Source organism: Acinetobacter sp. YH12128 (assembly GCF_013418655.1).
GTDB lineage: Bacteria > Pseudomonadota > Gammaproteobacteria > Pseudomonadales > Moraxellaceae > Acinetobacter > Acinetobacter amyesii.
The window spans coordinates 48293-71472 of the sequence record NZ_VPBO01000014.1 but is presented as its reverse complement, the minus strand read 5'-3'; the positions used below and the strand labels follow the sequence as shown (position 1 = coordinate 71472).

17 protein-coding genes and 1 pseudogene are annotated in these 23180 nt (G+C 38.9%); 6 read left to right on the top strand and 12 right to left on the bottom strand.

All coding sequences use genetic code 11. The features are described from left to right. The first annotated feature begins 80 nt into the window (after positions 1-80). Positions 81-716: a class I SAM-dependent methyltransferase gene (locus FTU64_RS08860; protein ID WP_180021897.1), complete on the top strand. Its 636-nt coding sequence runs from the start codon at positions 81-83 to the stop codon at positions 714-716. Positions 717-817: 101 nt separating this feature from the next. On the opposite strand, the gene FTU64_RS08855 is transcribed toward FTU64_RS08860, so the two are convergent. Beyond that, on the bottom strand, positions 818-2374 hold the full coding sequence (locus FTU64_RS08855) for a phospholipase D family protein (RefSeq protein WP_180059597.1): 1557 nt from the start codon (positions 2372-2374) through the stop codon (positions 818-820). Positions 2375-2499: 125 nt separating this feature from the next. Here FTU64_RS08855 and FTU64_RS08850 point away from each other — a divergent pair, with 125 nt between their 5' ends. From FTU64_RS08850 to FTU64_RS08840, 3 genes are all read left to right on the top strand, one after another. Then, on the top strand, positions 2500-3615 hold the full coding sequence (locus FTU64_RS08850; protein WP_078193885.1) for an S-(hydroxymethyl)glutathione dehydrogenase/class III alcohol dehydrogenase: 1116 nt from the start codon (positions 2500-2502) through the stop codon (positions 3613-3615). A gap of 292 nt (positions 3616-3907) precedes the next feature. Further along, the gene (locus FTU64_RS08845) at positions 3908-4927 is read left to right on the top strand and encodes a flavin reductase family protein (RefSeq protein ID WP_168377537.1); all 1020 of its coding nucleotides are present in this window, start codon (positions 3908-3910) and stop codon (positions 4925-4927) included. Positions 4928-4962: 35 nt separating this feature from the next. Next, on the top strand, positions 4963-6132 hold the full coding sequence (locus FTU64_RS08840; RefSeq protein ID WP_180059596.1) for an acyl-CoA desaturase: 1170 nt from the start codon (positions 4963-4965) through the stop codon (positions 6130-6132). Between the two features lie 491 nt (positions 6133-6623). Here FTU64_RS08840 and FTU64_RS08835 read toward each other — a convergent pair whose 3' ends face one another. Then, positions 6624-8207 (bottom strand): ATP-binding cassette domain-containing protein, encoded by a 1584-nt coding sequence (locus FTU64_RS08835; protein WP_180059595.1) that lies wholly within the window; start codon positions 8205-8207, stop codon positions 6624-6626. Between the two features lie 702 nt (positions 8208-8909). On the opposite strand from FTU64_RS08835, the gene FTU64_RS08830 reads away from it, so the two are divergent. Together FTU64_RS08830 and FTU64_RS08825 are read left to right on the top strand one after the other, a co-directional pair. After that, a complete protein-coding gene (locus tag FTU64_RS08830; RefSeq protein WP_180059594.1) occupies positions 8910-9995 on the top strand; it encodes a 3-deoxy-7-phosphoheptulonate synthase in 1086 nt (361 codons plus the stop codon). 270 nt (positions 9996-10265) lie between these two features. Continuing rightward, positions 10266-11456 (top strand): PilT/PilU family type 4a pilus ATPase, encoded by a 1191-nt coding sequence (locus tag FTU64_RS08825; RefSeq protein WP_078190956.1) that lies wholly within the window; start codon positions 10266-10268, stop codon positions 11454-11456. Positions 11457-11553: 97 nt separating this feature from the next. Here FTU64_RS08825 and gcvH read toward each other — a convergent pair whose 3' ends face one another. The 10 genes and pseudogenes from gcvH to FTU64_RS08775 form a co-directional block, all read right to left on the bottom strand. Continuing rightward, positions 11554-11928 carry a glycine cleavage system protein GcvH gene (gene gcvH, locus FTU64_RS08820; protein ID WP_078193810.1) on the bottom strand — a complete coding sequence of 125 codons (375 nt, stop codon included), beginning with the start codon at positions 11926-11928 and terminating at the stop codon, positions 11554-11556. 72 nt (positions 11929-12000) lie between these two features. Beyond that, the gene (locus FTU64_RS08815; RefSeq protein WP_078190954.1) at positions 12001-13029 is read right to left on the bottom strand and encodes an AraC family transcriptional regulator; all 1029 of its coding nucleotides are present in this window, start codon (positions 13027-13029) and stop codon (positions 12001-12003) included. A 149-nt stretch (positions 13030-13178) separates the two neighbouring features. Beyond that, a pseudogene (locus tag FTU64_RS08810) lies at positions 13179-13626 on the bottom strand (MaoC family dehydratase). Further along, a complete protein-coding gene (locus tag FTU64_RS08805) occupies positions 13604-15478 on the bottom strand; it encodes an ABC transporter ATP-binding protein (RefSeq protein ID WP_180059593.1) in 1875 nt (624 codons plus the stop codon). Before FTU64_RS08805 ends, FTU64_RS08810 begins: the two are co-directional and overlap by 23 nt. A 95-nt stretch (positions 15479-15573) precedes the next feature. Next, the gene (locus tag FTU64_RS08800; RefSeq protein WP_257222225.1) at positions 15574-16857 is read right to left on the bottom strand and encodes a GGDEF domain-containing protein; all 1284 of its coding nucleotides are present in this window, start codon (positions 16855-16857) and stop codon (positions 15574-15576) included. A gap of 316 nt (positions 16858-17173) precedes the next feature. Then, positions 17174-18424: a mechanosensitive ion channel family protein gene (locus FTU64_RS08795; RefSeq protein WP_180059592.1), complete on the bottom strand. Its 1251-nt coding sequence runs from the start codon at positions 18422-18424 to the stop codon at positions 17174-17176. A gap of 246 nt (positions 18425-18670) precedes the next feature. After that, complete coding sequence (locus FTU64_RS08790; RefSeq protein ID WP_168377529.1) at positions 18671-19207, bottom strand: DUF2058 domain-containing protein; 537 nt, start codon at positions 19205-19207, stop codon at positions 18671-18673. A 12-nt stretch (positions 19208-19219) separates the two neighbouring features. Then, positions 19220-19894, bottom strand: a complete 675-nt coding sequence (locus tag FTU64_RS08785) for a YoaK family protein (protein WP_180011721.1) — start codon at positions 19892-19894, stop codon at positions 19220-19222. Between the two features lie 34 nt (positions 19895-19928). Further along, entirely contained in the window at positions 19929-21122 is a 1194-nt protein-coding gene (gene sstT / locus FTU64_RS08780; RefSeq protein ID WP_180059591.1) for a serine/threonine transporter SstT, read from the bottom strand. 204 nt (positions 21123-21326) lie between these two features. Beyond that, complete coding sequence (locus tag FTU64_RS08775) at positions 21327-23063, bottom strand: SulP family inorganic anion transporter (protein ID WP_078193802.1); 1737 nt, start codon at positions 23061-23063, stop codon at positions 21327-21329. Positions 23064-23180: the final 117 nt, after the last annotated feature.

Sequence of the window (23180 nt, the reverse complement as noted above, 5' to 3'; positions counted from 1 at the left end):
TTGAGATATTTTATGTATAAATAGCATTCAATCTATCTAAATTAAGTCTAAGAAAAATGAATTGCGAAAATAATATTCACATAAATGATGTGCACAGCCCCATAGACTTAAAAGATCCAATCGAAGCTAAACAATGGGCTGCTGAAGTCAATCTTAAACGTCCATGGCGTTATGACATCTTTCAAATGTATGTTGACTCTATTTTGGCTTTCAACCCGAATGCGCACGTGCTTGAACTCGGTTCAGGCCCAGGCTATTTGGCTGAGTTTTTAATCAATCATTGTCCAAATATTCACTACACTGCATTTGATTTTTCCGAAGCTATGCATGACTTGGCAAAAGAAAAACTAAGTGCAGCGCAACGCTTAAAATGTAATTTTATAACAGGGGATTTCAAACAATCTAATTGGGAAGAGTCACTTCAGTTTAATCAAAACAGCACCTTTGATGTGATTATTATTCATCAGGCCTTACATGAATTGAGACATAAGGCGTATGCAGCAGAGTTTCATCGGACTGTAAAAACGTTGTTAAATACACAAGGCGTGTATTTTGTATGTGATCATTTATATGCACCACATGCACAGCAAAATCATGAGTTGTATATGTCAGTTGAGGAACATTTAGCCGCGCTGAAAGCAGCCAAATATGGGCAAGTGGAATTTCTTGGCGAAATCAATGGCTTGGTTGTTTTCAAAAGCCAGCACTCATATTAACGAGACTGACTAAGACCGTTTTTGACTTGATCGAACTTATCAGATTATTTCAATAAATAGCCTCGACGAGGGCAATTCAATCATTTATCAGTACGTTGTCATTACATCATCCATTCAATCGGGAGGTATGACACTGCTTTTATACTAAATCGTTGGAATCGAGTTGTTTCAGGTTCATGGGTATAGGTTTTGGTTTTTCCATTTTTTTGATGCTCTAACCAAATGATTTCGCCGTTTTCATCCAGTTTTAATTCATACGCAATTTGCGGTAAATATTGGTTTAATGCGGCAGAAATATCGTTTTGTAATCGATCAGACTTAACGACAAGGCCAACTTCCGAATTTAAATTTGCGGAACGTGGATCAAAGTTAAATGATCCAATAAACACCATTCCGTCGATATCGAAAAATTTTGCATGCAAACTAGAGGCATTTTTGCCTTTTGCAGGGATGATATTTCCAGTTATGACCTCATACCATGTGCGTTTTGAACGCTCTATATAAGGTTTAAATTCATATAGTTTCACGCCATTTTCAAGTAAGTCTTTGCGATATTTTTGATAAAACGCATGAACGACAGCGACGTCATTGGCTAAAAATGAGTTGGTTAAGACGCGAACTTCTACATTTTTACCTGCAAGGCCCATCAGAAAGTCAGTCCCTTGTTGCGTAGGAACAAAATAAGCCGAAACCAATTCCATGCGTTCTTTGGGCTGTCCCATTAAGGTGGAAAATTGGTTATAAATCAATTCTTGTTCTTTGGCTTCACCACGTATTTTATTCGGACTATCCGCAATAAAATGTGCTTCGGCCCAATTTACCGGTCTAAGTTTAAGCTGAGCCGCCAGTTGTTGCTGTGCATAGTTAATACGCTGCTGATCTTTAGTCAACGTTGCAGAATTTTCTTGGTATTGTTGTCTTAATTGATTTAATTCTTCTTTTGTACCTGCACCTATCCATTGCTGAACAGAATAACTTAAATCATCATTCCAAAAGTTCAAAAACACCTGATTGGCTTGTTGAATGGCTTCGCCATAGAAAAGGATGTCCAAATCTGTAAATTGAAAACTTTCACTGGCATCAAAATATTCATTACTGATGTTACGACCGCCAGTTACGCCCATAAAACCATCGGCAATAATTAATTTATTATGCATACGATGGTTAATGTGCTTTAAGCGAAATGCATAATCAATGACACGTAATTTTTTGAATTTATAGGGATTAAATAGTTTGATTGAAATGTTAGGATGAGCTGAAAGGCTTTGTAAGGTCGGATCGAGTTTCGTCCCGTTTTGATCATCAATTAGTAGCCTGACTTTTACCCCACGGTCAGCGGCATGCAGTAATTCTTGAAACATCAGATGCCCAATAGCATCATTTTCCCAAATATAATATTGCAAATCGATGGTGTATTTTGCATTTCGAATCAAATGTAGGCGAGAAGCAATGCTTAAGAAGGCATCATCTAATGCTAAATAAGCCGTTTGTTTTTGTTCTAATTTTTCTAAATCCGTAGCAGACGTAATCCATTTTTCTGCATGTGATTGTATAGGGACATCTTTTTTTGACTGATTGCTAGGTAAGCTGCATCCAGTTAATAGGCTGATGGAAACAGTTAAACCGACAGTACAACTTATTTCACGTAATTGTATCATTCGAATAGCATTAATCATTCCTTGAAAAATTCATCATAACATCATGTTTTAAGGTTGTATCTAGGCTTAAAAAGAGGTTACTGTAACTCATCTGTTAATATAAGCCATACAGGATGTTTTTAGACATGAAATCACGTGCAGCCGTTGCTTTTGGACCGGGTCAGCCTTTAGAAATTGTTGAAATTGATGTGGCACCACCTAAAGCAGGTGAGGTTTTAGTCAAAATTAGCCATACAGGTGTGTGTCATACAGATGCATTTACATTATCAGGTGATGATCCTGAAGGCGTATTTCCAGCAATTTTAGGGCATGAAGGTGCAGGTGTTGTGGTTGAAGTCGGTGAAGGTGTGACTTCAGTGCAACCAGGTGATCATGTTATTCCACTTTATACCGCAGAATGTGGTGAATGTTTATTCTGTAAATCGGGTAAAACAAATCTTTGTGTATCTGTTCGAGCAACACAAGGGAAAGGTTTAATGCCAGATGGTACAACACGTTTTTCGTATAATGGTCAGCCTATTTATCACTATATGGGCTGTTCAACATTCTCTGAATATACTGTGGTTGCAGAAGTGTCTTTGGCAAAAATTAACCCTGAAGCGAACCATGAACATGTATGTTTGTTGGGTTGCGGCGTAACTACTGGTTTAGGTGCAGTTAAAAACACCGCTAAAGTTCAGGAAGGTGACTCAGTTGCAGTCTTTGGTTTAGGTGGAATTGGTTTGGCTGTGGTACAAGGTGCTAAAAAAGCCAAAGCAGGTCGTATCATTGCCGTAGATACCAATCCTGACAAATTCAAACTGGCTGAAGAATTTGGCGCTACAGATTTTGTTAATCCAAAAGATTATGATCGTCCAGTTCAAGAAGTGATTGTAGAAATGACGGGTTGGGGCGTCGACCATTCATTTGAATGTATTGGCAATACCAATGTGATGCGCTCTGCTTTGGAATGTGCTCACCGTGGTTGGGGTCAATCTGTGATTATTGGTGTGGCAGGTGCAGGTCAAGAAATTTCAACCCGTCCATTCCAATTGGTTACTGGTCGTACTTGGAAAGGCACTGCATTCGGTGGTGTTAAAGGTCGTTCACAATTACCGGGTATGGTAGAAGAAGCCATGTCAGGTGAGATCAAACTTGAACCATTCGTGACCCATACCATGGGGTTGGATAAAATCAATGAAGCGTTTGATTTAATGCATGAAGGTAAATCAATTCGCTCTGTTGTGCATTTTGAAGACTAAACATTGATTTAAATATTATTGATTTATCTACTAATCATTAAATATTAATGCGTTAACTTTCACTGTTTTAAAAACTAGGCTTTGGCCTAGTTTTTTTTATTTGTGTTGTTACGACAAATCAGAACTTCAAATTTGGATTTGCAAAAAGTGACAGATTGTTAGACATAAAATGATAAAAAATGCCAAATGATAGATTTTGTCCCGAATTCACATGGTGGGGAATTAGCACTAAACTTAATGTAAGCATAATTTAAAAAACAAATGTATATTAATGCATTATCCGAGGCAAAAAATGACAACTACAAGTTACAAGCCTGAGTGGATTCGGGAAGATTTTATTGATTTTATTGCAGAAAAATTTGATGCAATTTGGGCCTACAAACGTGTAAAAGCACAATTAGTCAAATCACGTTGTGTGGGGATCGGGTTTTATGAACTGAGTTTTTTAGCGAATCAAAATTTTAAAGCAGCAAACTATCGACCAGGCCAATGTGTTCTGGTGACAGTTGTCAAAGATGGTGTACGTCATCAACGTAGCTATAGCATCGTCGAAATCAATACATCAGGTCATGTGGTGATTGCCGTCAAACAACAAGGCAAAGTGTCCAACTGCCTGACGCAATTAAAAACAGGTGATGTTGTTGAATTATCCCAACCGCAAGGTGTGTTTGGTCTAAAGCTAAATTCGGATCGCCCAATTTTACTGCTTGCTTCAGGGAGTGGTATTACCTCAATCATGGCTTTGTTTAAACAAGCCATTCAGCTTGGACGTACAGTTGACCTGATTTACTTCAATCGAGATGATGCTTATTTGGATGAATTGATTCAACTAGCGAAGCAATCTAACCATGTACATTTACATGCGATTAATACGCTGAAAACCAAATTGCATATCTCACCAGAGGTGCTAAATCACATGGTTCCTGATTTTAAGCTGCGAGATTGCTATGCCTGTGGTGCAACGCAAATGATGCAAAGCATTGAGCAATTGTATCGTGAGTTAAGGCTTTCAGAATATTTAAATACTGAATATTTTCAGATGATTGCTGATGATTCAGTACCTGCTCAACCTGTTACTTTTAGTTTAGCCCAGCAAGATTTTTTGGCAGAGGGAAATTTACTGGAAAGTGCTGAAAAAGCCGGTTTAAAACCTGCGCATGGCTGTCGGATGGGTATTTGTAATACCTGTTCGTGTACCAAATTACAGGGTTCAGTGAAAAACTTACTCACTGGCGAAATGGATCATGCGAATAACACACAAATCAAGTTATGTGTCTCTCAGGCAATTTCACCCGTACGCATTCAACTCTAACCCAAGCCGCATAAAAACAAATCAGGGGCGTCATCATGAATCAATCGATATATATTAGTCCGAATAGTAAGTCACGTTATTTATCACCCGAACAAACTGCTGAATTTGGCGAAAAAGTTGAGCAAATTCGCCGTGAAATCATCCAGAGTGTGGGTGAAAAAGATGCAGCGTATATTTATAAAATTCGCAATTTTGTCCGTTATAGCGAGATCGCATCTCGTGGCATGTTGATGTTTGCAGGCTGGATTCCACCAGTGTGGTTACTCGGCACAGGCCTATTGGGTATTTCTAAAATCGTAGAGAACATGGAACTCGGACACAATGTGATGCATGGTCAGTTTGATTGGTTAAATGACCCGAGTTTAAATGGTGCTAACTATGACTGGGATACTATTGCCACGGGTCAAGACTGGAAATATACCCATAACTATGTGCATCATACCTATACCAATATTGTGGGTATGGACCATGATGTCGGTTATGGTTTGATCCGTGTGAGCGAATCGCAAAAGTGGGAGCCACGCTTCCTATTTAATATTCCATTGGCTGCTCAACTCATGGTTTTCTTTGAGTGGTATGTCGGCATTCAACGTTTACATTTAGAAGATGTTATTGCGTATAAAACCAAAACTTGGAAAGATGTATGGCATGAAGCGGCCGATGTACGTCAGAAAATTAAGCGCCAAGTGATTAAAGATTATGTGTTTTTTCCGCTTATTGCAGGTCCCAATGCGATTCCTGTCTTTGCAGGAAATGCTGTAGCCAACGTGATTCGTAGCTTATGGGCTTCCGCTGTCATCTTTAATGGCCATTTTACTGAAGATGCGGAAAACTTCGAAATGGACAATACCGAAAACGAAACTCGAGCAGAGTGGTATCTCCGTCAAATTCGTGGCTCAAGTAATTTTAGTGGAACACAATGGTTGCATATACTCAGTGGTAATTTGAGTCACCAAATTGAACACCATTTATTTCCAGATATGCCTGCGAATCGCTATGCAGAAGCCGCACCTAAAATTAAAGCACTTTGTGACGAATATGGTATTCACTATAACGAAGCCAGTTTTATCAAACAATTTGCAAGCGTTTGGGTTCGCCTCGCGAAATGCTCAGTGCCGAATGATTGGCGTGCCGAGCTCAAGGAACGCTCAACATCACTTCAGCAGCGCGTTAAACAAAAAATCATGAAGAAAATTGGGCGTTAAAAAACAGTATTGTTTAGCAATATTGTCCTAAGAGATCTTAAATTAGAAGCTGAAGCTACGTATTAACATCAGAAACGTAATTTGATTCAAATAAAAGAACGATACACGGTAATGTCATCCGCAACTGTTTGAGACAGGACTACTTCTCATCAAAAATGTTTTTGCGATACTTTGAATAATTTGACGCTAGTGAACGAGTTTAGTCGGTGAGGTGCATTGCACCGCAAGATGGTTTCCTTGCGAAGCTTTGCTTCTCATTTTGCCTAATGAGAAACATCGTTTCGTAAGAGTACCTCCAGCCGAAGGCTAATCTCTTTATCTAAACCCTAGATGTAAGACTCCGTCGAATAGACTGAAAAAGCATTTTAAAAATGCGAAATTACTTTTACGTGCGTAATATCAGTTAAATAAGAACGATTTCTAAAGCAGTAAATTCGCCAAAGTAGCGTTCATCTACTTTGGCTTTTTTAGATCTTTCTAAAGAGTAAGAGCTATTCAACTAATTGGACGCTACTCTGAATGCCACAAGATTCTACAAAATAAGCATCATGTGAAACGAGGATCACAGCACCTGTATAATGCTGAATGGCTTGAGCCAATAACGCTCTAGATTCTATATCTAAGTGATTTTCAGGTTCATCTAACAATAAAAGCTCTATATTTGGCGTTAAATAATTTAAGCCTAACAAGGTCACTTTTAAACGTTCACCACCACTTAAACAGTGAAATGGCAGTTCCGCTTTTTGACCACGGATTCTAAGTTGACCAAGTTGATTACGCCATTCCGTTGAGGAAACATCACGATTAAACTTTGCTAGATTGTCCAAAACACTCAGTTCAGGTGATAAATCACTCAAGTTTTGGTCTAAATACAGGGTATTCACAGACAAAAATATTTCATGGCTAGACTGTGATGTGGTCTGACTCAGATACTTTAGAAATGTAGATTTACCAATACCATTTTTTCCTTTTAAATGAATTTTGTCACCTGCTTGTAAGGCCAAGTCGAAAGGTAGGTGCTGAGATGTTTTGCTATGAAAATCTTTAACTCTTAAGATTTCTCCTGTTTTTTCAGTGCGATGTTGAAAAACGAATTTCTGCTCTTTGACATGCTCAAGTTGTTGCTGTGACTGAATCAGTTGAGATATCTTTTCTTCCAATTGCTTCTGCTGTTGCGTTTGAACTGTCGCTAGGCTTTGACCTGCTTGTTCCTTTTTAAAATCGAGTAATACTTTAGCTTGGGAACTCGACTTGCGTAGTGCATGACCTTGTTGTTCTCTTTTTTGCGCTTTCGTCTGTGTTTCGTGTTGTTGTAATTTGAGTTGTTTTAACTCACGCTGATGCTGTATAGCATTACGCTGTATGGCTTTATTTTGCTGATCATTTTGTTGAGCGTAGTCTTCATAGTTACCAGTAACATGACTGAGTCCAAACTCATTTAAAGCATAGATATGATCTACATGTTGCAGCAACTCTCGATCATGACTGACGACGAATGCACCCGCAGGATGGTTTTTTAAACGATCGATGAGCCATAAGCGTGAGGATGCATCTAAATGGTTACTAGGTTCATCCAAAAGTAAATAATGGTCAGTTTTTAAAAATAATGCACACAAAGCCAATTTGGTTTTTTGACCTTCACTCAGCTGAGCGACTGGAAAATTTAAATCTGTTGGAAGTGACGCCTGCTTAAGTTGTTGCTGCCAAAGTGTAGGAAGGTGCCACTGGTTTTCAGTCAGCTCAAAGTCTTCAAAACTGGCATTGCCTATTTCGATACGTTGAAATGCGCTACATAAATCTTCCACACCGAGTGCAGAAGCAATCGTGTCAGCCTCAAGTCGAGAAAATTGTGATAAATAGGCATGTGGTACATTCCATGAAATTTCACCTTCATAGGGGAGATCTTTCATATTTTGTTCATGTAAGATTTTAAGGATGCAGGACTTTCCTAAACCATTGCGACCAATACATGCCGAAAGCTGTTGTTGATTCAGGTTGAATTTCAGGTTTTTAAAAAGTTTTTTAGAAGGAAATTCCAAGCTTAATTTGGAAATTATACAAGCCGTTTGAGTCATAGATGCACCTTGCGATAGCAAAGATGCGCAACACAAATAACTAATTTGATTCTATAAAAAAGACAATATTTGAGAAAATGCAGTCGAAGTCATTAGCCATGTGTTTGCACATCAAAAAAATGGATTTGATGATGAAAAAAACAGGGCTTACTTCATTGGCAAATACTCGAATTTAAAATGAATGAAAAAAGGTTGAAACAGCGGAATAATGTTGTGCAGTCTAATAAATGTTTATTTATTAATCAATACATCAAATTTTAAAAATAGGTCGCAATTATTTACAGCAGAGTTATTTAATACAACAAAATAGCAAAAAACTATTGTCAAACCGATGAATACAGCGTATTTTAATTTTCAGACAGATACTTTTTGATGAAATCAAGATGTTAAAGCAACCTTTAATCTCAAACGCATATTATTACTTTTGGCAGTTTAGATAATTGCCTGAACGCGTTCGGGCATGAAAAAGGTTGCCCACCAAGTTTATACCTGATCGGCAACCCTGATCAGGTTTTTTTATGTCTTGATTTTTATAATATTTTTGGAGAAATCTCATGTTTACAGTAAAAAATTCATATTTTAGCAACGGTTATTGGTTTTACTTTAGTCAGTCTATGTCTAAAGCCTTGAAGTCCCAAAGTCCCATAACGCTCAGATAAAAGATCGGACTGTTTGTGTACACAGTCCAAAGGAATAAAACCAATGAATGCGCTAAATACAGCTTTACAACAAACTCAAAATTCAGAAATTCAACAGAAATCTACGCAGTCGAAAGAAATACTTTTGAGCTTGCCTCATCAACTGAAACAACAATTACCTTTATCTGCTCAATCAGCGGAACAAATTGCTGCACATCGTGCAACGATTCAAAATATTTTGACGGGTCAAGACCCGCGTCTAATGATTATTACCGGTCCTTGTTCAATCCATGATCCGATTGCTGCTTTGGAATATGCTGAAAAATTAAAACAATTACATGCACAGGTTTCAGATCAAATTTTTCTTGTGATGCGCGCATACATTGAGAAACCACGAACTACAGTGGGCTGGAAAGGCTATATGTATGACCCAAGTTTAGATGGTTCATCCAATATGCAATTGGGCCTAGAAAAATCACGTGAGCTGTACTTACAAATTATTGAAATGGGTTTGCCAATTGCCTCTGAAATTTTAAGCCCAATGGCGACGGGTTATTTTGATGACCTTTTGGCTTGGGGTGCAGTCGGTGCGCGTACCAGCGAATCACAAATTCATCGTGAAATCTCAAGTCATATGCCATACAGCATCGGTTTTAAAAACGGAACAGATGGATCAATCCAAATTGCTCTAGATGCCATTCAATCTGCGTCGCATCCACACCAGTTTTTAGGTATGAGCCAAACTGGCTTACCGTGTATTTTAGAATCTGTTGGCAACCCGCAAGCACATTTGATTTTACGTGGCTCCAATACAGGTCCAAATTATAGTTTGGCTGAAATAGACAAAATTCGCAGTAAAGTAAAAAGCGATTTACCGGCTTTAGTCATCGATTGTAGTCATGGCAATAGCCATAAAGACCCAATGAAGCAACCTGAAGTATTACGCACTATTGTAGCAGAGCGAGAGCATACCCAAGTGCGTGGCGTGATGTTAGAAAGTCATTTGGTGGACGGTAATCAAAAAATTAGTTGTGACATGACTTATGGTCAATCTGTAACAGATGGATGCTTAGGTTGGGACAAAACCATTGATTTGATTCAACAGGTTGCGAATGAGCTACGTGCATCACAAATCAAACGTAGTGCTTAACAATCAACAGCATACTCAGTCTGAATTGATTAACCGCTAAGCCTTAGAACATTGATTGTTCTAAGGCTTTTATTTTGAAAAATCCTTTGTTGTTTACTGTGATATAAAAATTAAAATATATCCTATATTTTAAAATATATACTGATAATTCAATATTTTATGTTTGAGTAAATCAAACTTTTTATGCACAATAATGTCTAAGCTCAATACAGCGGCAGAAATAATGACAATCTGTGCTTGGGTGTTTGAAATTTTATATTGGGGAAGTTGATGTACACTGCTGAATTGTTGGAAGAAGCACGCCGTTTTATGTTCCACATGTTAACCAAAGTGGTTGAATATGGTGGTTCTGATTTATTTATTACGGCAGATTTTCCACCAAGTATTAAACATCAAGGCATGATGAAACCCTTTGGGCAGCAAGAGCTTGATGCTGAGAAAACAAAGCTTTTCGCCTATAGTTTGATGAATGAGAAGCAGCGCAAAGAGTTTGAAACAGAACTAGAATGTAACTTTGCGATTAGTGTGCCAAACGTTTCACGTTTTCGTGTCAATGTATTTCAGCAACAATTACATGTGGGTATGGTCATTCGTACCATTACGGCAGAAATTCCAAACTTTGAAAAACTTAAATTACCGGCTTCGCTTAAGCATGTAATTATGGAAAAACGTGGTTTGGTTTTAGTGGTTGGGGGAACAGGTTCAGGGAAATCAACCTCTTTAGCGGCGCTGATTGATTATCGCAATGAAAACAGTGCAGGGCATATCATCACTGTTGAAGACCCAGTGGAATATGTGCATAAGCATAAAAAATCCATGATTACGCATCGTGAAGTCGGCGTAGACAGTCATTCGTGGCATAACGCTTTGAAAAATACACTACGACAAGCGCCAGATGTGATTTTAATCGGTGAAATTCGTGACACCGAGACTATGGAACATGCGATTGCCTTTGCTGAAACAGGGCATTTATGTTTAGGTACGCTACATTCAAATAATGCCAATCAAACCCTAGATCGAATCATTAACTTCTTCCCAGAAGAGCGAAGAAATCAATTGCTTATGGATTTATCGAGCAATATGAAAGCGATTGTTTCGCAGCGTTTAATCCGGACTGAAGATGGTAAAGGACGCCGTGCAGCCGTTGAAATCATGTTAAATACACCGCTCATTTCAGATTTGATTTTGAAAGGTGAGTTTCATGAATTAAAAGCGATCATGGCAAAATCTCGTGAACTTGGGATGCAAACTTTCGACCAAGCTTTATTTGATTTATATAATGACGGCGCAATTTCTTATGAAGAAGCCTTAAGAAATGCTGATTCAACCAATGAACTACGTTTGCAAATTAAACTAAAAAGTTCACGTGCAAATGGTACTTCAGCGGCTGCGCAATCGTTTAGTATGGTTGAAGAAAAGAAAGAAGAACCTGAAAGTACCGAAGCTTCGGAAGAAATATAAGCTGGATATTCATGCAAATGGTATATAAGCCAATTCAGTCATCATATTGAAATAAAAAAATCAGCCTGAGGGCTGATTTTTTAGATATTAGAAATATTTACAGGCCAGCTTCATATTGTTCGCTGGTCAATAAAGCATCTACATCAGCCATATTGTCTGGTTTAATTTTATAAATCCAACCTTTGCTATAAGGCGCATCATTTACAAAATCAGGATCATCTTCAAGATCTGGATTGACTTCAACAACCACACCAGAAACCGGAGCATGAATATCAGAAGCGGTTTTTACCGACTCAACCACACCCGCTTGTTCGCCAGCAGTGATATGTTGACCAACATCTGGTGCTTCAACATAAACTAAATCACCCAATGCGTCTTGTGCATGATCAGAAATGCCTGTAACAACAAGGTCACCTTCAATTCGCACCCATTCATGTGTACTTGCGTACTTTAAATCTGAAGGATGATTCATTGATAACTCCTTAAATCCATTAAATTCATTTTTGGCATGAGTTATACATGCTTTTTAGGTAAAACAAAAGACTTATAAGTACGGATCTTTACGCCAATTGCTTGGGCTACGACCACTCCAGCGTTTAAATGCACGGCTGAAATTGGCAACATCGCTATAGCCCAATTCATCAGCAATTTGCTCTAAGGTAAAATCAGTTCGTGACAGGAGCGAAGTGGCATGACGGTAGCGAACTTCGTCGACCAAAGTTGAAAATGAAGTCCCTTCAGCAGCAAGTTGGCGTTTAAGGGTTCGATCGGACATGTGTAGCCGTTCAGCAACACTTTCGATACTTAAATAGTGCTGCTCGGAGTTGGTTAAAATGTCACGAACGCGCATGGCAATACGGTGACGTTCGCCCAAAGCGGAGAGTTCAGCTTCACATTGATTAATCGCGATTTGACTGGCAATCGGGTCTGCATGGACCAATTTATTGGTTAAATATTGCTTATCAAAACTGAGTAAAAGGTGTGGCTGATCAAATCTAAATTGGTGCCGTGGATATTTGGCAATAAACCGCTCAAAACCTTCAGGTTGAGGGAAATCAAAATCAATTTCACCAGCAGAATAATCCACACCGGTAATTGCTTTGCCCATGCTGATCATGCCAAAAATTAAGGCAATTGAAATCTCAGTACGTAAAGGCTCTATCGTAACGTCGGTTTGTAGTTGAACAGTCGCTTTGGTTCCAAAAGTCGAGAAAAAAAGCTGTAAAAAGGGCATGCGTAACTGAATAAAACGGTTTGCCAAGACTAAGGCATCGGTTATGTCCTTCGCCGTCATGATGGCATAGCCAATAAAACCATGAATCGAGATGCGCATTTGGTTGCCTAAATGAAAACCTAATGTTGGCTCACCAGTTAAACGTAGTGCGTGCTCTACCAATTGATTGGCGATGGGTGTTGGAATACGGAAATCTGGTTCAGCCAATTGTTCGCTGTTTAATCCGAAGGGACTAAATAATGTTTCTGCAGTGTAGCCCCATCGAGAGACCACATCTAAAAGGAGCAATCCATACACTCCGGGAATACCCTGATCCTGACGGGAATTAATTGTTTTCATAGCGTTCCGTTGCAATGCGGGTTTTTCTTCTGTTCAAGGTTATATTGGCATGATTCCGTGTTGTATCCCACAAAAATTGTTGGACAAACTGACTAGGCTCAACTATTTATAGCGGCCTACCTTAGCGTTGTAAAGTAGGCCGTTAAGGATTAATTCGGTTTAAAATCTTTGGAAAAGACCACAATTTTGGTCGTAGACATATAAAGAACGTCATTGTGCTGATTGAGCGCTTGCGTAACATAGGTCACAATGCCGCGGTCTGTCTTACTTTTCGACGGAGTAATTGCAGATATTTCAACTTCTACACGAATTTTATCCCCCGGACGTGTTGGGCGCGGCCAACGCAGACTTGATTCAGAGCCAATTAAGCCATAAGCCACAAGGAAATTCAGTCCATAAGCGCATTGTTACAGCAGCAGTATGCCAACCACTTGCCGCTAGCCCTTGAAAGATCGGGTGCTGTTGGGCTTTGACTTCATCTGTATGAAATTCCTGAGGATCAAAAGCGTTGGCAAATTGCTTGATTTCTTCAACAGTCATTTCATATTCACGACTGCTAAAGTGATCACCAACTTTAAGGTCTTCCAGATACAGCATTTTCATCTTCCTTTGATTCTACTTTATGTTGTTCTATTAAAAATCCACCGGTTTGACGCTGCCACAAGTGTGCATAAATACCATTCAAAGCGACAAGCTCTTCATGGGTGCCTTGCTCAGCAATACGTCCTTGATCCAAGACAATCAATCGATCCATTTGCGCAATTGTTGACAGTCGATGCGCAATGGCAATCACAGTTTTGCCTTGCATCAAATCATCTAAACTCGATTGAATCGCAGCTTCGACTTCTGAATCGAGCGCACTTGTGGCTTCATCTAAAATTAAAATTGGTGCGTCTTTTAAAAATACTCGAGCAATTGCAATACGTTGACGCTGACCGCCAGATAATTTAACACCACGTTCACCAACAAATGCGTCATAGCCACGTTGACCACGTAAATCGATCAATTGAGGAATGAATTCATCAGCTTTCGCTTTGCGTACTGCATCATACATTTCTTCATCAGTCGCATTCGGACGGCCATATTTAATATTTTCTTCAACCGTGCGATGCAATAACGAGGTGTCTTGGGTCACCAAAGCAATATTTTTTCTCAAGCTATCTTGAGTAATATCTTCTATATTTTGGCCATCAATCGAAATACGACCATGATTGATATCATAAAAGTGGAGTAAAAGTTGAATTAATGTCGATTTTCCGGCACCTGAACGCCCGACTATACCGATTTTTTCACCTGGTCGAATGGTTAAATTAAATTGATTTATGACCTTTTTATCATTATAAGCAAAACTGACATCTTCAAATTTAATTTCGCCTTGCTGTACTTTTAAGTCGGTTGCATCAGCTTTATCTTGAATATGAATTGGGCGGCCCATGGTTTTCATCCCATCTTGAATGGTCCCGACATTTTCAAATAGGGCAGACGTTTGCCACATCATAAACTCGGAAATACTACTGAGTTTTAAAATCATAGCGGTCGCTGCTGCAATGACCCCAAGCTCAGCTTGACCATCCATCCAAAGCCAAACGGCTGTTCCAAGTACGCCACCATATAAAACAATGATCAGCAAATTCGTCGCGATGTTGTATTTTGCTGCAAGACGCATTTGCTTATACACCGTCACCATAAATTCTTTCATTGAGGCTTTGGCATATTGGCTTTCGCGGCCCGCATGGGCAAACAATTTCACCGTTTGAATATTAGTGTAAGCATCGGTGACACGACCAGTCATTACTGCGCGTGCATTGGCTTGTTCATTTGAAATTTTGCTCAATTTTGGGATGAAATAGCATGCAGAACCAATAAATAAAGCCAGCCAAAGTAATAACGGAACAATCAACAGTGGCGATATAGCACCTAAAATGACGGTGATCGAAATCAGGTAAATGAAGACATAGGCCAACATATCCCCAAGAATAATCCAAAACTCACGTACAGCCAGTGAAGTTTGCATGACTTTGGCAGATAAACGACCAGCAAAGTCGTTGTGGAAGAAATCTAAACTTTGTTTCAGTAATAAGTTATGAAATCTCCAACGTAGACGCATTGGAAAGGTGCTATATAAAATCTGATGTTTAATAATGGTTTGAAGGCAAGAAAAGAAGATATTTGCCAATAAAATAAAGCTTAAAATGGTCAGATTGGTCTGGTGCTGCTGTAAAAAGGTTTCAGGTTGAGACTTACTGATCCAATTGACTAATTCACCAATTTTGGCATAAAGCAGTGCTTCAAAACTCGCTACACCAGCTGTACAGAGTACCAATAACAAGAGGTATTTTTTTACACCCGTTGCAGCTTGCCATACAAAGGGGAAAAATTTTGTCGGCAATGGTTTATTCAAGTCCTGTTCAGGATAAGCGTCAACTAAATTTTCAAACCATTTAAGCATGCAGATAACCTGAGAATTTTACTGTAATTAATCTTTCTTTCTTCAGCTCTGAGTGTAATGGATTCGCTAGTTTTTCTCCATTTTGATTTGTTTATTTACTTAAAAACTTGGCTGCAAAAATTCATAAAATTAAAATGCACAACCCGATTACGACCTTGGCGTTTTGCTTCATATAAAGCAATATCTGCTTGTTTAATTAACTGATCAAGTTTGGCGTGGTCAGGGTCAATTTTGGAAACTCCAATGGAGATCGAAAATTTCACCAATTGACCATCCATGTGAAACTGATGTTGTTCCATTTTATGTCTTAACCGTTCAGCAATTTTTAATGCATCTTCTGGGACAGTAAAAGGTAAAAGTACAATAAATTCTTCACCTCCAAAACGTGCCAACATATCGTAAAACCGCATTTCTTTACGCGCAATTTCAGCAATTTGGCATAGCACTTGGTCGCCGACATCATGTCCATATCGATCATTAATCGCTTTAAAATGATCGACATCAAAAATCAAAAGACTGGTACAGACCGTCATTGGGGTTTCTTGGATTTTTTTATTGGCAGCATGTACAAATTGGCGACGATTGCTTAACTGGGTTAATTCATCCGTATGGGCAATTTTGCGCAGGGTATGAAAGTTCCAGTCATCTAGCAGCGCTCTTAGAAACGTTTTACGAGAGTTGAGCGTAGAGTTCCAGCAGATATACATACTGAACAGCAGCACAGGAACGTACACCAATAAAAATATTGTAAAATCACCAAAATCATTAATGCGCCATGCGCCAAAAAGGATCGCTGCCGTGATCATGGCTGAGGTCATAATCGAAGGGCGAAAATGCACATGAATACTTAAATTACCCAATACGATCAAAATAATGGCGGCATATTGATAGCTATGAACCAGTTCATTTTTCGACTGAAGTAATATCTCAAACCAGAGGATTGCAGAAAGGCAAGTCGCTAGTGGTAATATTAAATCGAGCAATTTAATCTGTTTGATATATTTAAACAGAACATAGTTCAGGCTAAATGCACCAATAATAGCAATGATACGAATCACACCTGACAGTACTTCTATGTCAGGCAGAACATAGCGATCTGCCCAAAAATAGATTAAAAATGCCAATTGAGCGAAATAGTTGACCTGCTTTAAATAGTCTTTCTGGTTGTAGTACAAAAATTTGTAATAAGCATTTTTAAACTGTGCCGGGATACGTGCAATCGGGTCGGATAAAGCACGCTCAATACGGACACGATTCTCTAAGTCACATGCTTCTGCCTGTATGAGCGTATGTTTGGCAGAAGTGCGATTCATCGATTCTATGAGTAATTGTGATTCGTTTTTAACTGATTTCCGAGAAGGTTGATTGGGGCCTTCCATGATCAAGTTCCTATTTTAGAAGCGTTTTTATGCAACTGTTAACAAATAGTATCTAAAAATGTCTACATTTGTATAGTATTTGTTCTGGTTTTTTTAATTATTTTAGCTGTTTCAGATGAATTATATGTTTAAGGAAATATTGCTCTAGGCATTTATCTGGTTCGCTCTCATTCCTTGCAACGCATGATCAATAATCATTTGTGATAGTTGAGTAGGTTTTAAACGAAAGTCCCATATATATTCAACAGCCATTGTGACTTTTTTAATTTACAGAATTTCTACTTCGAATATACATGGGAAGACGAACGTTTAGGCCTTAGATTTTATCGGCATTTGGTTGGATGAGGGCTTTAAAATCGGCACTAGAAGGGGCTTGATAGATTTTAAGTCCAAACTCAGGTGTGATTGCAATCAGATGGTCAAAGATATCAGATTGAATCGCTTCATAATCTTTCCATGCAATTGTTTTACTAAAAGCATAAATCTCTAAAGGTATGCCTTCACTCGTGGGTTGTAACTGACGCACCAAAATCGTTTGGTGTTGGGCAATGCCTGAATGCTGTTGCAAGTAGAATTCTACATAGGCACGAAAGGTCCCAAGATTGGTTAAACGGCGCTGATTATATTTCGATTGATTTGAAAGTTGCTGATTAAACTGAGCAAGCTCTTCATGCTTATGATCAAGATATTGATCTAGCAATAAAAATTCTTTGAGTTTGTTTTGCTCATCCTGTGTCATGAAATGAATAGAGCTTTGATCAATATAAAGCGAGCGTTTGATGCGGCGCACACCTGACTGTGCCATACCACGCCAGTTTTTAAAGGTGTCAGTCACCAGTTTATTGGTTGGAATCGTGGTAAAGGTCTTATCAAAGTTCTGCACGGTAATGGTATGTAATGACATATCAATGACATCGCCATCCGCATTGAGCGAAGGCATCTCAATCCAGTCACCAATTCGCACCATGTCATAAGAAGAAATTTGTACCGAAGCCACCAGTGACAAAATGGTGTTCTGAAAAACCAACATGAGCACGGCCGCCATAGCACCAAAGCCTGCGAGTAATGTAAATACATCTTTTTTCAAGAAAGTACCTAAAATCATCAGGCCACACACCAAAAAAATGATCAATTTGACCAACTGCAAATAGCCTTTAATTGGTTTGTTTCTAGATTTTGGATTACGTTGGTAAATCAGATTAAAAATATTCAGTAATTCAGAAATTGCCAAAGCAATGGTCAAGAAGATAAAAGCCTGACAAGCCATCTGCACGATTGAAATAAATTTCACAGATAAATGTGGGACTGTGGTTATGCCATTTAAGATCACAATTGCTGGAACAATGTTAGCAAAGCGTTTAATCACACTATGTTCTGACAAAATTTGACTATGGCTAAAGGCCATTTTAGACACGAGCTTACGAATACCACGTACCACAATTTGCTTGGCGATAAAATTTGCGATAATGGCAAAAATAATAATAAGACTGAGCGAAGTCAGCATTTCTAACCAAGGGTATTGATCTGACCAATCTTGAATATTTTTAATGAACTGAAATTTTTCCAAAATTATCCTACTCTTATTGAAGTAAATGAAAGGCTTAATGATCAAACTATTGTAATTATTATGATTATATAAGCAATTTTATACTCGTAAACTTTACGGAGTTACGACATGTATAGTCCATAATGTTACTTATTTTGTGCTAAAAATGATTTTTTGAAGGTATAACCTAATTGATGAACTAAAATAAATAAATGTTGAGCTAAAAAAAGCCCCCTAATTAGGAGCTTCATTAGCGATATGAAATGCTTACCACATTAAATCATCAGGAATTACATAAGCTGCATATGGATCTTCTTCATCCGTGGTTTGCTCATTCACTTCAGAATTATTCACAATAATAAAGCCTTCCATTTTCGCATTAATACGGTCGGCTAATTCTTTTGGTAAAAAAGCATAGTTGCTATTTTCACGTGCAATAACAAGACTACCCGCAACAAGGGCATTATAAATTTGCTGATTGATATAAAGCTTTTTGATCTTGGCATCATCGATAAATTGATAGGTCGATTCGCCATCGGTATCACGAATTTTATGCTGATTAATCATTTGCATGATGGCAGCTTTTAATTCTTTTTCTTGCAAAACTGCTTTACGATCTTGCTCTAAAGCATGATCTTTGGCCATTTTCTGCTGCTGATCTTGCTCAATTTTCGCCTTGATTTCAGCATCTTTACTTTCACCAGTACGTTTTTCATGTACGGCTTGTTTAGACAATTTTTTTGCCTTTTTATTATCGACCAGACCTGCTTTAAGCAGTTGCGCCTGTAATGCATTTTTAACCATAGTACGTTCCAACTAATCGTGTATATGTCGATAATGAAAATAGATGATCCAATATACTGCGCTCATAACTACACTGAGTGCGGCAGGAATTAGGAATGCGTTTAATTTTAAATAAGGATAAAGCCAACTGGCAAGTATGCCACCAACGATAAATCCCGCCAAAATTAATAAATGTAAGACCACACGTTTCGACTCAACCGGAAGTCCACGGGCTTTATAACCCAAAGCCAAACCTAAGTCCGTCAAAACACCAGAAAGGTGTGTGGTACGAATAATGGTACCTTTATAGTGGCTAACCATTGCATTTTGTACACCCATCGCCACACATGCCCAAAGCAAAGCGTAACGTGGAAAATAGGGCAATAGTAGCCAACACAGGACAATAAAAAAAGCCACCAAGCTTAATGGGACGCCATAACGTCTGGTTAAGCTAAAGTGACTATTTCCAAGAATAAGCCCACTATAAAATGAGCCAATCACATAACAGAGTAAGACTAAAATCAAATAAATAATCGTATTTGGCTGCCATGCAATGAAGGCCATGGCTAACATACTGACATTACCCGTCATGTGAGATACCGACTGGTGCAAGATCGTCACCAGGCCGAGTACATTAATCATTCCTGCATTCACTGCGAGAAAAAAAGCACCCAGTTGTATCCAAAGCGGTAAAGTCTGAAAAGGCATGGCCTCGCCTTAAAAAGTATCCAATATCAGGATATTATCTTAAACCACGGTCTACTGCAGCTGTAAATAATACGTCAGTCGAAGAGTTTAAAGCGGTTTCAGTTGAATCTTGAAGTACGCTAATAACCATACCAATGGCTACAACTTGCATCGCGATATCACTTGAAATACCAAACAGGCCACAAGCCACTGGAATAAGCAGCAATGAACCACCAGCAACACCTGAAGCACCACATGCAGAAACGGTAGCAACGACTGATAAAATCAACATGGTGCTGAAATCAACAGAAATGCCCAAAGTATGAACTGCTGCTAGTGTGAGGACTGTAATTGTGACCGATGCACCTGCCATATTGACAGTTGCACCTAAAGGAATCGCTACGCTTGCAGTTGACTCTGGTACACCAAGACGCTTCGCAAGGTCAAGGTTTACAGGAATGTTTGCAGCAGAACTACGCGTAAAGAATGCAGTGATACCACTTTCACGTAAACATTGGAAAACCAATGGGAACGGATTTGAGCGGGTCATAAATGCCACCATTAGTGGATTGATGACCAAGGCAACAAAGAACATGGTACCAATTAAGACCGCAAGTAAGTGTGCATAGCTGATCAGTGTTTTCAAACCTGAGTCGGCAAATGTAACAGCAACCAAACCAAAGATACCGACAGGTGCAAAGTTAATCACTAAACGGATTACTTTATTCACCGCATCAGCAGCATCGGATAAGAAAACTTTAGTGGTATCTGATGCATGGCGAAATGCAATACCCAAGGCAACAGCCCAAGCTAAAATTCCAATGAAATTTGCTTCTGAAATGGCTGTAACAGGGTTTGCGACAAAACTTAATAATAAGTTTTTCAATATTTCAGCAAGACTGCCTGGCGGAACAAGATTTTCTGCAGCAACATCCAAAATTAATGTAATTGGGAATAAAAGGCTTGCTACTACTGAACTTAAAGCAGCAAGGAACATACCAATAGCGTACATCAACATAATCGGTTTAATGTAAGAATTACTGCTGCCCACTTTGAAATTTGCAATGGATGATAGTACAAGTACAAAGACCAGTATCGGTGCTACGGATTTCAATGCCTTAATGAATAAATCACCAAGCAAACTTAAATAGGGTGCAACGCCCGGAGCGACGACAGCAACCAATACACCTAAAATAATGGCGATAATAATTCGGGTTACTAAACTCAAGCGTGTAAATGCTGAAAACATAGGAGAGCCTTGTCAGAATTACAATGACAAAATGATGAAAATTAGCCCTGTATTTTATACGAAAATGTGGAATGCTTAAAAAATAATTTAATTTAAAAATAAAACTTTGTTTTTTATAATCTATTTTTGTGTATTAAAATGTAAACCCTTCAAAACTCACTGTTTATCAAATTCGCATTGATTAAACAATGAGCTAATAGGCCTTTAAATTTGGTACTCAGAACTGGCTGTCGCAAGCTCAGTAACGGCTTGATAGTGGGTGAGAAAAATTTGACCACTCAAATGCGTGAGTAATTTTGAGTGCTGCAATTTGTCCATGACAGGGCCTTTGACCTCGGAAAAATGCAGTCGAATATCTAATTTTGATAATTCAGCATTTAAATCTTCCAACATTTCTAAGGCACTGAGGTCAATTGAACTGACGCTTGAGCAGTTGATAACAACATGCTCTAGATCAATATTTTCACTGACTTCATTGATCAGGAAACCTTTAAGCGTATTGGCATTTAAAAACGAGATATTTTCATCTATACGGAGCGAGAGAATATGTGGTGCGGTATAGACATGATGGCGCTGTACATTGCGGAAGTGCTGTGTGCCCTCGACTAAACCGATCACCGCAATATGTGGACGACTGATGCGCCATAACAACAGAATAAAGGTAGAAATGATGCCAATAATGAGACCTGTAGAAATATCGATACACACCACACCGAAAAAGGTCACCCACATCGCAATCCCGTCAGCTTTTGAATAACGCCATGTATCCACAAAAGGTTTAAAGTCGACTAATTTCCAAATGGAAACAATAATTGTGGCCGCCAAGATCACTAAAGGTAAGTCTTGGAAAAAACCAGTGAAGTAGAGACTGACAACGATAATCAGCAATGACGACAACACACCTGCCATCGGGGTTTTTGCACCTGCATCTGCATTAACCACTGTACGAGATAAGCTACCCGTCACTGGAAAGGCAGAGCTAACCCCAGCGCTTAGATTGGCTAAACCTAGAGCGACCAACTCTTGGTTACTGTTGAGTTGGCTTCGTTGTTGTAAGGCAGTGGCTTGGGCGATAGACAGTGACTCAACAAAACTGATCATGGCAATCATTGTTGCACCGGGCAGTAAGGTTTGTACCAGTTCCCAGTTCCAATGTGGAAAGCTTAAGGGTGGAAATCCTGAAGGAATTTCACCGACGGTTTTAATGCCGACATTTTGCAGGTCAAATAACATCACCGATGCAATTGAGATCACCACGAGTATCAATGGAAGTGCTTTACTTAGAAAGGCAGTAGAGCCGAATCGGGATTGAATCGATTGAGTGGCCAACATTTTTGGTACATAGATTAAAAACAGTATGGCCAGCACACCAAAGATGAGTGAAGCAAAGTGAGTTAAACTCAGGTATTCCCACAGACTTAAAACAAACTCAGGGATGTTATTGGCTTTTAGCGGGACATCGACGAGAAACTTAAACTGACCCAGTGCAATGAGCAGAGCCGAAGCAATAATGAAGCTTTTAATGACAGGATGACTGATCAGCTGAATTAAAAAACCAAAACGTAGTACACCTAGCATCAGAGAAATCAGGCCGACCATTAAGGCCAAAAGTGTAGCGGCTTCAATATAAACAGGCGAACCAACTTCAAATAGCGGATTGAGCGTGGCGAAAGTCATCATCGAAATGATTGCCACAGGGCCTATCGATAAGGTTGAGCTTCCACCAATGAGGGCGTAGACAATCATCGGTAAAATACTGGCATATAAACCCATGATTGGAGGTAAACCTGCCAGCATGGAATAGGCCATACCTTGAGGGACTAACATGGCAATCACGATCAGCGAAGCAAGTACATCAGATTTAAATTTCACAGTGCTGTAGTGCTGTAACCACTGCCAAGCAGGAAATTTCTGTAAGAAATGAGGTTTTAAATCTGACATAAACTTATCTAAATCACAATTTCATATATATTATGCACAAAAAGTGCTAAGAAGTCTTGTGCAATAAATTTTGACCGTTCAATATCGCTGCTTATTTACGGGATATGTAAGAAACCA